Origin of the sequence: Sedimentibacter saalensis (genome assembly GCF_007830175.1) — a bacterium.
Taxonomy (GTDB): Bacteria; Bacillota; Clostridia; order Tissierellales; family Sedimentibacteraceae; genus Sedimentibacter; species Sedimentibacter saalensis.
In genome coordinates this window covers 483,058-495,897 of sequence record NZ_VLKH01000002.1, presented here as the reverse complement: position 1 = coordinate 495,897, position 12,840 = coordinate 483,058, and the positions used below count along the sequence as shown (strand labels likewise).

The window sequence follows — 12,840 nt, the reverse complement described above, 5'->3', positions numbered from 1 at the left end:
GGTTCATTTCATCCGGTGGTTTTTAATTGAAGACTAAAGTCTTAATTAATTAAGTTATTTGTGGTTGTGAAGCTTGTGACGGTTGTTTTTTAAAATATTTTCATATACATTGTTTACTGCATAATTGTCATCAGAACTTTTTATTTGAATAGATTTGTCTATTTTATAAAGTCCGCCGGCTCTTAACATTCTTGTTTCCTTAGTTATAACCTTTGGAACAGGCTGACCTCCACCTGCAATACATCCGCCTGTGCATGCCATGACTTCAATTAGGTCATATTGCTTTTCACCGCGCTGTAGTTGTTTAATGAGATTGTCAGCATATTTGAGACCGTGAACAACTGCTAATCTTATTTCCCTTCCATCTACATTCACAGAAGTTTCCTTAACAGATTCAAGACCTCTTACGCTTTCAAAAATGATTTTGCAGTCATCTTTGCCGTATTTGTTTTTCAAAACTCTTCTTAACACTGCTTCAGTTACTCCGCCTGTTGTTCCGAAAATTATTCCTGCTCCGGACCCTATACCAAAAGGCATATCCATTGCTTCTTCTTCAATTTCATCAAATTTAATGCCTAATTCCTTAATCATTATAGCAAGTTCCTGAGTAGTTAATACAACATCGACTTCTCTTATTCCATCATGGATATATTCTTTTCTTGCTGCCTCTGCTTTTTTAGCAGTACACGGCATAATGGAAAGAATGAATGTATCTTTGCCGTCTTCAAAATCTTTTTGGTTGTATGCTTCCCTCAGAACTGTACCAAACATTTGCTGAGGTGACTTGCATGAGGAAATATTTTTATTAAGATTAGGATATTTATCTTCTGCATATTTTACCCATGCAGGACAGCATGAAGTAAAGAGAGGAAGATTTTCATTTCTTTGAAGCCTTCCTATAAATTCCTCACTTTCTTCCATAACCGTAAGGTCAGCGGACAATGATGTGTCAAACACATGATCCACTCCAAGTTTCTTTAAAATTGCAACAATTTTTCCTGTGGTAATTTCACCTGGATTTTTACCGAATTCTTCACCGAGGGCAACTCTTACAGCAGGAGCAATTTGTGCAACAACTCTTATATTTTTATCATAAAGAGCATCCCATACTTTTTGAGTTTCATTTTTTATGGAAATTGCCCCTGTAGGACATACTATACGGCATTGGCCGCAATTTACGCAATTTGACTGTGCCAGCGATTTATTGAAAGCTGGATTTATCATGACATCAGAACCTCTGTGTACGAATCCTAATGCTCCAACGCCTTGTATTTCTTCACAAACCATGACGCAGTCACCGCATTTTATGCATTTGTTGGGATTCCTGATTATGCTGGGACTTGAATTGTCCACTTCATAATCCTTGTTAATCTGAGGAAATCTGTTTTTACCCAGACCATATCTTTTGGCAAGTTTCTGCAGCTGACATCTTCCTGTACGGTCACAGGACGTGCAGTCTTTGTCATGATTAGCCAGCAGAAGTTCCAAAATCATTTTTCTGTATTTTCTGATCCTTGGTGAATTTGTGAAAATTTCCATTCCATCTCTGGGCTTTTCAGAACATGAGGCAATTATTTCGCCTTTTGACGTTTCAACAGAACACATTCTGCATGCTCCATAAATACTCAGCTCAGAATGATAACAAAACGTAGGCAAATCTATACCTGAATCTCTTATAACGCTTAATATGTTTTTTTGATTTGTGTAGTCAACTTTTCTGCCATCTATGATCATAGTTCCGCTCATGACTAAACCTCCTTAATTGCTTTAAATGAGCATGCTTCAATACAAGCACCGCATTTTATGCAGACTTTTTTGTCTATTACATAAGTTTCCTTGATTTTGCCGCTTATGGCATTAACCGGGCAATTTCTTGCGCATTTAGAACATCCTTTGCAAAGTGATGCATCTATTTCTATTGCAGATAAATCCTTGCATTGTTTTGCAGGACATATTTTGTTTACAACGTGAGCAAGATACTCGTCATGGAAATACTCAAGGGTGCTTAGAACCGGATTGGCGGATGTTTTGCCAAGACCGCAAAGAGCAGTGTTTTTAACTGTGTCTGCAATGTCTTTTAAAAGATCCAAGTCTTCTACAGTGCCGTTTCCTGCAACTATCTTTTCCAGTATTTCAAGCATTCTCTTTGTACCTTCTCTGCATGGAATGCATTTTCCGCAGGATTCTCTTTGGGTGAAACTCATGAAGAAACGAGCAACTTCAACCATGCATGTATCTTCGTTCATTACAACCATACCGCCGGAGCCTATCATGGCTCCAACTTTTTTAAGAGAGTCAAAGCTTAGGGGCAAATCCAGATGCCTTTCATCAAAAGTAAGACATCCGCCGGATGGTCCTCCAATTTGAACTGCCTTGAATTTTTTGCCGTCAGGTATACCGCCTCCTATGTCAAATATTACTTCTCTTAGAGTAGTTCCCATAGGTACTTCAATTAGGCCTGTGTTTACAACGTTGCCTGTAAGGGCAAAAGCTTTTGTTCCCGGACTGTCTTTTGTTCCGTATTTTTTATATTCATCGGCTCCATTTGTTATTATAAATGGAACGTTAGCAAATGTTTCAACATTATTTAAAACTGTAGGGCATCCGAACAAACCCTGCTCAACAGTACGAGGTGGTTTTACACGAGGCATCCCACGATCACCTTCGATAGATGCAGTAAGGGCGCTGCCTTCACCGCATACAAAAGCTCCTGCTCCTTTGTTTATATGGAGGTCAAAGTCAAAGCCTGAGCCTAAAATGTTCTCTCCCAGTAAGCCGGACTCTTCTGCCTGAGATATAGCCAGTTTAAGTCGTTCAACAGCCATTGGGTATTCTGCTCTTACATAAATGTATCCTGTATGGGCACCTACTGCATAGCCAGCAATCAACATTCCTTCAATTACCTTGTGAGGGTCACCTTCCATCATGCTTCTGTCCATAAAAGCACCCGGGTCACCTTCATCGCCGTTACAAACAATGTATTTTACGGGGTTTGGTTGTGACAAAACCTGTCCCCATTTTTTTCCCGTGACATATCCGCCGCCGCCGCGTCCTCTAAGTCCTGAGTCCTGTATGAGTTTGCATACATCTTTGGGTTCCATGGTTCTCAGAACTTTTGAAAAAGCTTCATAACCACCTCTGGCAATACATTCCTGAATATTTTCAGCATCCATATGGCCGCAGTTTTCTAGAACCAATCTTGTTTGTTTATGGTAGAAAGGAATTTCTTCCTGTGTTTTGTAAACCTTTTTTTCATCCTGATACATTAATCGTTCAACAGGCTCACCATTGAGTATGGTTTGTTTAAAAATATCTTCACAGTCCTCAAGCTTAACTTTAAGGTATAGATAGTTGTATGGCTCTATTCTTACAAGAGGACCAGCTTCACAAAAGCCGTGACATCCGCTTTTTTTAACGCTTGTACCTTCTTCTTCCTTTAAAAGGTCAACATCAGCCAATGAACCGTTTTCTCGTATGAGTCTTGAAAGTTCATCATATATTTTTAATGATCCGCTGGCAATGCAGCCTGTACCGCAGCATACAAGGACTTTGATTTTTTGTTTGTTTAATGAATTTTCAAATTTTTTGGCATAGGATGACAAATCATGATGTGTTTTAATTAACATTGCATTTCCTCCTTCTTTATGGCTCTAATCAAATCTACGGCTGAATCCGGCGTCATTTTAGGATGTACGTGGTCATTTATTGTGATGACCGGTGCCAGTCCGCATGCACCTAAGCAGGAAACAGTTTCAATGGTAAAAAGAAGGTCATCCGTAGTCTTTTTCTTGTCAGATAAGCCCAGTTCTTTGTTCATGGCATTTAAAATAGGCAAGGATTTTCTCACGTGGCAGGCAGTTCCGTCGCATACCTTGATTATATTTTTCCCTTTTGCTTCAAGTGAAAAATTCTCGTAAAAAGTAGCTACACCATAAATTTTAGATTGGCTGATGTCCATTTTTTCAGCTACATAAATTAAGATTTCCTCAGGTAAGTAGCGGTATTCCTTTTGAATTTCCTGAATAATTGTTATAAGCTCTTTTTTTTCACAGCTGTGACGTCTTAATATTTCATCAACTTTTTCTTTAAATTCTGCAATCATTAAACAGTCCCCTCCGGTAATTATTTTTAATCTTTGATAATAATATAACAAATTTTACACATGGAAAACAAGTGCCGCAAAAAATACATAAAAATGAAATTGAAATACATGAAGTTCCGGCATAAAGAAAAGTAAAAAACATAATTTCAGTAAGAAAGTTAATGAAATGATTTGACATACCTAGGCAATCTATGTAATAATAGAACATAGATAATCTAGGTATAGGGAGGAATTATGAAAGTAGATAAAAGTTTAATAAAGGGAAACACAAAATTGTTGGTTTTATCGATAATTGAATCAGGAAATAAATACGGCTATGAAATCATCAAGGAATTAGAAGCTAAGTCGTACGGTACATTTGTTTTGAAGGAAGGCACATTGTACCCCATACTGCATGGACTTGAAAAGGATGAACTCATAAAGTCAGCCGTGTACATGATGGAATCCAACAAGTCCAGAAAATATTACAAAATAACAAAAAAAGGTAGAGTTTCCTTATACAATATGAAAAAAGAATGGTTTGAATTTTCAGCAAAAGTAAATCTCATAGTTGGGAAGGAATCAACCATATCGCTATAAATACAAAATAACAGCCTTATTTGGCTGTTTCATGATGGTTTATTCGATTGTTATCATGGGCGGGTAAGCCCGCCCCGGGTTTAAGAAATTTTTCCAAGGAAGATTATTTCTTCTGTTTCAGCATTTGTTATTAGTAAACCAAGGTCTTCCCAGTTTGAAGAGCCAAGGTAGCCAAGCCTGTCATCCCAGGCATCATCATATTCTTCCTTTGAAACGCGCTCAGCGTCCACATAATATTCAACTTCAGAGTAAATGAGTTTGAATCCATCCTGAGAAACATGATCTTCTTCAAATTCATAGTCATAATCGTCTTCTTCCTCATAATCATCATATTCATCATATTCATCATCAAAAGAATAATGACTGTAACTGTTGTATTCTTCCTCAACACCATCAGTATACAGGTATCCGTAATTAATTAAATTATAAAGACATTCATACATTTTATCCATATGGTCTTCATTGGCGTAAGCTTCAGCAAGCTGTGAGAAAAAATCCAGTATTTCCTGATCCTTGACTTCATATGTTACTTTGTCCTTGGTGTACAGATTTTCCTTGCAGTCTCCGCTTTCATTTGTTATGGTAATTTTCATGGTAAGTCCCCCTCGACATATCTATTTGTAAAATATATTAAGGATTTTAAAATTTAGCATAATTTTTTTTGATTTTGCATTTAAAAGTTTTCACTTATTATCATAAAGATGCATTAAATAAAAAAAATGTCGCTTTACAGCGGCATTTTTGCACAATTAAAGTTCAAGCAATTGATTGGGGTGCCTGATTTCTACAATTTTTGTTGACGGAAACTTCTCCTGATGCGTAATTTTAAATTTATGAGATATATCGAACTCATCCCAAAAATGCATTGGAATGAATGTCCTTGGTTTTATTTTGCGTATAAAGTATTCTCCTCCACAATCATAATTTTCTTCAAGTCTGTAGTCAACCGGGAAAAATGCAACGCTTATGACATTTCTTTTTCCTTTTATATCATCTACAATATTTTTGAATGCTTCTTCCATTGCTTTTTCCTCTGATAATGTGTCCTCAGACCACTTCCACCAGTTTAAATCGCCTGAGTGGAATATCCTTCTGTGGTCAACTTCCACCGTAAAACTTATTCCTTCATCTGTTGAACCATATGATAAAATTTTTAAGTTGTTTATATGGAGTTCTGCGTTTGTCTTCATAAAATAATAATTCATTTCAGGATTTTTTATTTTAATGTCATAGCTTAATATGTAATGGATATTTTTTTTCATTTCATGCCATTTTAATATTTCCTTGTTGAAATGGTCGTGATGGCTGTGGGATGAAAAAACATAAAGTGGCTTTTCACTTTCAAATATATTGTTCATAAGAACAACGAAATCAAAATCCGAATTTTTGTCCTTCTTATTTTTATAATAATCAAACATTAAAAATGAACTTTTTGTTTCAACAACAAAACAGCTGTGGTAAATAAAGTATATTTTCATAAAATCACCTCTAAGAAATATTATAATATAAACGTCAAACACTGGCAATAATAACGTAAAAGCATGATTTAAATTATTATTTTCACAATTATAATAAAAATTAGAAAAATTACAAAAAAATATTTGTATTAGCAAAACTTTCGTAGTATAATGAGAAGTTAATAATAATAAAATGAGGATGATACGATTAATGAAAATTGAAAATGTAAATTTGAATGACAACATTCAAAAAGCTTTACAAGAAATGGGATTCGAAGAAAGTACCCAAATACAGCAAGAAGCTATACCAGTAGTACTGGAAGGCCACGATATAATAGGACAATCAAATACAGGAACAGGAAAGACAGCTGCTTTTGGGATACCAATACTTGAAAAAATAGACACGAGAGTGAAACTACCACAAGCTTTAGTATTGTTGCCAACAAGAGAATTAGCCGTACAGGTGGCTAACGAGTTCAGAAAAATCGGGAAATACATGGATGGCATCAAGACTGTAACAGTTTACGGCGGAGCAGATATAAGAACACAAATCAACAAGGTAAAAGAAGGAGCACAGATAATAGTCGGTACTCCGGGAAGAATCATAGATCTTATAGACAGACATGTAATAAAATTGAATGAACTTAAGATTACTGTATTGGATGAAGCAGACGAAATGTTAAAAATGGGTTTCAGGGAAGACATTGAGCTTATACTCAGCAATGTGGACCATGTAACTCAGACACTTTTGTTTTCTGCCACAATACCGGATGATATGAAAAAAATCATCAAAAAATTCCTTAAAAATCCTGTGTCCATAAAGACATTGAGAGAAGGAATCACTGCAAAGGAAGTTAAGCAAAGTTACTTCCTTGTAAAACATTCAGACAAGGTTGATGCCTTGGCAAGACTCATTGACACTTATACACCTAAATTGACACTGGTGTTCTGCAACACAAAAAAGTCTGTTGATGATTTGTATGAAGTGTTGATTGAAAAAGGCTACAACTGTGATAAAATCCATGGTGACATAAAACAGTCCCAAAGAATTGACACTCTGACAAAGTTCAACAACGGACTAATTGACATATTAATTGCTACAGACGTTGCAGCAAGAGGTTTGGACATAAAAGAAGTTGAATGTGTAATTAACTTTGAAGTTCCTTCAAAGGAAGATTACTATGTGCACCGTATCGGAAGAACCGGAAGAGCCGGCAAGGAAGGTTCATCCTTCACACTGGCTTCAGCAAAAGAAATCAAAAAAATTGAGAATATTGAAAAATATACCAAGAAACCTATACGCAAAAGAACAATTCCTACTGTTGACAAAGTTAATGAAGTTAAACAGGATAAATTCATAAGAGGAGTTGTGGAAATAATTGAAAAAGGCGATATAGGTGAAAACAGGACACTTGCAGGAAGACTTCTTGAACAAGGATATGATGCCGAAACTCTTATTGCTGCAATGATAAAGAAGCTTGTTAAATTTGACACTTCTGAAGAAAGAGATTTAAATGATATTATTCCTGAAAGAAAGAAAATATCAAGAGGAGCTAAAAATCTTGAAGATACTGTAAGATTCCACGTAAGCCTTGGAAAGAAACAAGGAATAAGACCTGGAGACATTCTTGGTGCTGTTGCAGGAGAATGCGGCATACCTGGCTCTGACATCGGTGAAATAGAAGTGCTTGAAAACTATTCGTTCTTTAATGCAGCTTCTGAACATCAGATGAGAATACTTGACAGAATGCAGGGAGCTCAGATAAAAGGCAAGGATGTAATGATTGAATTGTCAAAGGAAAAGAAATCCTCAAGGCCTGCAAGAGGTAAGTCTCATGATGATAAACAAATGTGGCAGAGAAACAAGCCAAGAAAAAAATATTAAAATTTAGTTGACACAATAAAATCATGGTAATATAATGATAAAAATGAAACTGTGATGGATCGAGTAATACAGATACAGCGCTTCAGAGAAGGAGGTCAAGGCTGAGAGCTTCCTGTGCATGACTGTGTGAAAACTAATCCGGAGTTAAACTTGAAAGCGCAAGCGTAAAAGTTTGGTATGGATGCCTTAAATCCCTTGAGAAGCAACTAAGGTGGAACCACGATATCTCGTCCTTAAACAATATGTTTAAGACGAGATTTTTTTTATGACCTAACCCCATTGTTGCGAGCGAAAGCGAAGCAAGAATGGTTGGTAGGTCAAACGCAATGAGTTCCCAATTTACGCGACCGGAGGGAGTAGGTAAATTGGTGAACGAAACTGCGATATGACCGCTGACGAATATAAATTAAGTTTAATTCAAATGGTAGTCATATTAAGTTGCACATTAAAAAATTATAAAATATAACATGGAGGGAAATTATGATTAAATTAACTTTGCCTGATAACAGCGTAAGAGAATATGAAGATGGAATATTAGCTTTAGATGTTGCAAAGAGCATTAGTGAAGGTTTGGCAAGAAGCGTTGTGGGAGCAGTATACAACGGAGAAACAATTGGGCTTAAAGACGAAGTCAAAGCTGACGGAACAATAAAGTTCCTTAAGTTTGAAGACAAAGAAGGAAAGCATGTGTTCTGGCACACTTCTTCACACATTATGGCTCATGCCATCAAAAGAATATGGCCTGATGCAAAACTTGCCATAGGACCTGCCATAGACAATGGTTTTTATTATGATATCGACATGGAGTACAGGCTGGTTCAGGAAGACTTTGAAAAAATTGAAGCAGAAATGAAGAAAATCGTCAAGGAAGGTCTGGAGCTTGAACGCTTTGAACTTCCAAGAGAAGAAGCAATAAAATTCATGGAAGAGCGTCAGGAGCCTTACAAGGTTGAGCTCATTCAGGACTTGCCGGAAGATGCTGTTATATCTTTCTACAAGCAGGGAGATTTTACTGATCTTTGCGCAGGCCCTCACCTTGAATCAACTAAAAAACCAAAGGCTGTGAAGCTTTTAAGCATTGCCGGAGCTTACTGGAGAGGCAGCGAAAACAACAAGATGCTTCAGCGTGTTTACGGAATAACTTTTGAAAAGGCTAAAGACCTGGAAGATTATCTGAAAATGATTGAAGAAGCTAAAAAGCGTGACCACAGAAAACTGGGCAAGGAATTAGACTTGTTCTTCATGTCAGAAGAAGGTCCGGGATTCCCATTCTTCCTTCCTAAAGGTGTGGAAGTTAAAAATGAACTGATGAAATTCTGGAGAGAAATGCATAAAAAAGCAGGCTATGTGGAAATTGAAACTCCATTGATGTTAAACAGACATTTGTGGGAAACATCAGGTCACTGGTTTACTTACAAGGAAAATATGTATACAACTGTAATTGACGAACAGGATTTTGCGATAAAACCTATGAACTGCCCTGGAGGTATCCTTGTATATAAAAATGCAATGCACTCTTACAAGGACTTCCCAATGAGAGTTGCTGAAGCAGGAAGAGTTCACAGACATGAATTGTCAGGAGCACTGCACGGACTCATGCGTGTAAGAGCATTCACTCAGGATGATGCCCACTTATTCATTTTGCCGGAACAAATAAAGGATGAAATTAAAGGTGTTATCAAATTAATTGATGAGATATACAAACAATTTGGATTTTCATATAAATTAGAGCTTTCAACAAGACCGGAAAAGTTCCTTGGAGAAATTAAGGACTGGGATATGGCAGAAGCATCACTTAAGGCTGCTCTTGAAGAATTAAATCTTAACTTTGTGATAAATGAAGGTGACGGAGCATTCTACGGGCCAAAAATAGACTTCCATTTGACTGACTGCATAGGAAGAACATGGCAGTGCGGAACAATTCAGTTAGATTACCAGCTGCCACAGCGCTTTGAAATGGAATATGTGGGAGCAGACGGACAAAAGCACAGACCTGTAATGATTCACAGAACTGCATTCGGAAGTATTGAAAGATTCTTTGGAATACTCATAGAACAATTTGCAGGTGCATTCCCAACATGGCTTGCTCCAGTCCAGGTAAAGGTACTTCCTATTTCAGACAAGTACAACGAATATGCAGAAAAAGTTAAAAAGCAGCTTGAAGAAAAGAACATCAGAGTTGAAGTCGATTTAAGAGCTGAAAAAATAGGATATAAAATCAGAGAAGCTCAAATGGGAAAAGTTCCTTTCATGTTTGTTGTGGGAGAAAAAGAAGTTGAAAACAACGGTGTTTCCGTAAGAGAAAGAAAACAAGGTGACATGGGTTCCATGAGCGTGGATGAAATAGTTAGTGTAATATTGAACAAAATAGCTTCAAGAGAAAATGACTCCCCACAATTAGCCTAAGTAAACATAAGGATACCGCTATGCGGTATTGGACTATTGACAAAACCTGACGCTGTCATCCTGAACGATAGTGAAGGATCTCATCTTTATTGAAAACATGAGATTCTTCGAGCTACGCTCTCAGAATGACAACTCCTATATACTTTGTCATCAAACTGATACCGCTATGCGGTATCTTTTTTATATACTAGGAAAGTTCTCTTTCCTAGTATATAAAAAACGGGGATTGCAAAGGGCGGGACGCCCTTGCCGTCAAGGGGGGTGCTCAGCAAAAAAATACGTTAGTATTTTTTGCGCCGAAGGGGGACATAGGTCCCCCTAGCGGAGTTGCGGAGCAACTTTTTTAGTTGTCATTATTTGCTTTTGTGGTTATAATTATTGTATCATTAAAAAAGGAGCAATAAATTGGATGACAGGATGATTTCTAAGAATAGAGTGGTTTACGCGGATGTTTTGAAGATTTTTGCATCTTTTTCAGTTGTTTTTCTCCATGTGGCCGCAGGAGGATGGGGAAGTGCTGACATTGTATCATATGAATGGAAAGTATTTAACATTTATGACAGCATGCTTAGATTTGGAGTTCCTGTGTTTGTTATGGCAAGCGGTATGTTTCTCTTAAGGCCGGTAAAAAATATAAGCATAGGAGATATTTACAAAAAATATATTCCTCGAATTGTAATTTGTTTTTTGTCATGGTCATTTCTTTATGCCATATATCCTGTTGTTTCAGGAAAAATGCAGTTTGAGCAGGAAAAATTTCTGAGAGAATTCATATTCGGACATTATCACATGTGGTACTTGTACATGATTGTTGGCCTTTACATAATCACCCCCATACTTCGAAAAATAGTTCAGGATAAAAAATCATCTGAGTATTTCATCATTCTTTCTGTGGTATTTGCATTTGTGCTTCCTTTTGCTGCAAAAGTGTTTCAGCTTAAAGATTTTGAAATGTTTGTCCGCAAGTTTGAAGTAAGCATGGTTTTAGGTTATTCAGGATATTTTGTGCTTGGATATTATATGGATACGTATGAATTAAAAAGTGCTGCAAGAAAAATCATTTATGCGGCAGGAATTATTGGAGTGGCAGCTACTGCAGTATTTACAAGCATGATTTCCTTAAAAAGCGGGAAAGCTGACGGTATGTTTTACAGCTATTTGTCTCCAAATGTATTGGTTTGCAGCATGGCCGTGTTTGTGTTTTTCAGGTATAGTGTTTCAAAAATAAACTTTGGTACTAAAAGTCTGAGAGCCGCAGGAGTTTTGTCGGCATGTTCATTCAGAATCTATCTTGTCCATGATTTTTTTAACATGTTTTTATACGAATGGGGAATTTCAGCCATGAATTACAATCCGGCTATATCAGTTCCTGTAATTGCAGCATTGGTTTTTGCATTGAGTTTCATAACTAGTTATATAATAGGAAAAATTCCTTTTTTAAATAAAATTCTATAATAGGAGGATATTATGAGCAAGGCATATTCAGGAGATGTTCAGTATCACATAAACATGAAGCAGGGGGATGTGGGGCGATATGTTATATTACCGGGAGACCCAAAAAGATGTGTCAAAATAGCAGAGCATTTTGACAATCCTGTGCTGGTTGCAGACCACAGGGAATTTGTTACGTATACAGGTTTTATTGATGGAGTTAAGGTTAGCGTTACATCAACAGGAATAGGAGGACCCTCAGCTTCCATAGCATTAGAAGAGCTTGCAAACATAGGTGCTGACACGTTCATCCGAGTTGGAACAAGCGGAGGAATGGATATAAATGTATTGGGAGGAGATTTGGTTATTGCTTCGGGAGCAATAAGAATGGAAGGAACAGGCAGAGAATATGCACCAATGGAGTTTCCGGCAGTTGCAAATTATGAAGTGTTAAATGCACTTGTAAAAGCCTCAAAGGACTTAGGAAAGAAATATCACGTTGGAATTGTTCAGTGCAAGGATGCATATTACGGACAGCATGAACCTGAAACAAAGCCTGTAGGATATGAACTAATAAACAAATGGAATGCTTGGCTTAAACTTGGAGCTCTTGCTTCTGAAATGGAATCAGCTGCCTTGTTTATTGTGGGAGCGTACAGAAGAGTTAGAGTTGGTGCAATATTAAATGTTGTTGCCAACCAGGAAAGAAGAAAATTAGGACTGGATGATCCTATGGAACATGATACGGAAGCCGCCATAGTGACAGCCATTGAAGCCATAAGAAATCTTATTAAGGAAGACAAGACAGTTAAGAATTAAGAGTTAAGAATGAAGAATTAAAACAAAAAATAAAATTGAACCTTTGGTTCAATCAGGTTGTTGAAAAAATAACTTTCGACGTTGTCATTCTGAGAGCTTGCTCGAAGAATCTCATGTTTTCAACAAAGATGAGATCCTTCACTATCGTTCAGGATGACAGC

At 36.9% G+C, this 12,840-nt stretch carries 10 protein-coding genes; 5 read left to right on the top strand and 5 right to left on the bottom strand.

Annotated features, from left to right (window positions below; all coding sequences use genetic code 11):
* Positions 1-54 precede the first annotated feature (54 nt).
* From LY60_RS05185 to LY60_RS05175, 3 genes are read right to left on the bottom strand one after another with little or no spacing between them, the layout of a single operon-like run.
* Positions 55-1,746, bottom strand: a complete 1,692-nt coding sequence (locus tag LY60_RS05185) for a [FeFe] hydrogenase, group A (RefSeq protein WP_145080926.1) — start codon at positions 1,744-1,746, stop codon at positions 55-57.
* A 2-nt stretch (positions 1,747-1,748) separates the two neighbouring features.
* Positions 1,749-3,626, bottom strand: a complete 1,878-nt coding sequence (locus LY60_RS05180; RefSeq protein WP_145080923.1) for an NADH-quinone oxidoreductase subunit NuoF — start codon at positions 3,624-3,626, stop codon at positions 1,749-1,751.
* A complete protein-coding gene (locus LY60_RS05175) occupies positions 3,620-4,102 on the bottom strand; it encodes an NADH-quinone oxidoreductase subunit NuoE family protein (protein WP_145080920.1) in 483 nt (160 codons plus the stop codon). The genes LY60_RS05180 and LY60_RS05175 overlap by 7 nt, the downstream gene beginning before the upstream one ends.
* Positions 4,103-4,336: 234 nt before the next feature.
* Between LY60_RS05175 and LY60_RS05170 the strand changes: the two genes are divergently transcribed.
* Positions 4,337-4,681, top strand: coding sequence for a PadR family transcriptional regulator (locus tag LY60_RS05170; protein ID WP_145080917.1), 345 nt, complete (start codon positions 4,337-4,339; stop codon positions 4,679-4,681).
* Between the two features lie 80 nt (positions 4,682-4,761).
* Here the strand turns inward: LY60_RS05170 and LY60_RS05165 are convergent, their stop codons facing one another.
* The gene (locus LY60_RS05165) at positions 4,762-5,274 is read right to left on the bottom strand and encodes a hypothetical protein (protein ID WP_145080914.1); all 513 of its coding nucleotides are present in this window, start codon (positions 5,272-5,274) and stop codon (positions 4,762-4,764) included.
* A 156-nt stretch (positions 5,275-5,430) separates the two neighbouring features.
* Entirely contained in the window at positions 5,431-6,159 is a 729-nt protein-coding gene (locus tag LY60_RS05160) for an MBL fold metallo-hydrolase (RefSeq protein WP_170226107.1), read from the bottom strand.
* 190 nt (positions 6,160-6,349) lie between these two features.
* Here LY60_RS05160 and LY60_RS05155 point away from each other — a divergent pair, with 190 nt between their 5' ends.
* The 4 genes from LY60_RS05155 (at position 6,350) to udp (ending at position 12,679) form a co-directional block, all read left to right on the top strand.
* Positions 6,350-8,023: a DEAD/DEAH box helicase gene (locus LY60_RS05155; RefSeq protein ID WP_212633448.1), complete on the top strand. Its 1,674-nt coding sequence runs from the start codon at positions 6,350-6,352 to the stop codon at positions 8,021-8,023.
* Between the two features lie 480 nt (positions 8,024-8,503).
* Positions 8,504-10,429, top strand: coding sequence for a threonine--tRNA ligase (thrS, locus tag LY60_RS05150; RefSeq protein WP_145080904.1), 1,926 nt, complete (start codon positions 8,504-8,506; stop codon positions 10,427-10,429).
* 405 nt (positions 10,430-10,834) lie between these two features.
* A complete protein-coding gene (locus LY60_RS05145; RefSeq protein WP_145080901.1) occupies positions 10,835-11,884 on the top strand; it encodes an acyltransferase in 1,050 nt (349 codons plus the stop codon).
* Between the two features lie 12 nt (positions 11,885-11,896).
* The gene (udp, locus tag LY60_RS05140) at positions 11,897-12,679 is read left to right on the top strand and encodes a uridine phosphorylase (RefSeq protein ID WP_145080898.1); all 783 of its coding nucleotides are present in this window, start codon (positions 11,897-11,899) and stop codon (positions 12,677-12,679) included.
* The last annotated feature ends 161 nt before the right edge of the window (positions 12,680-12,840 follow it).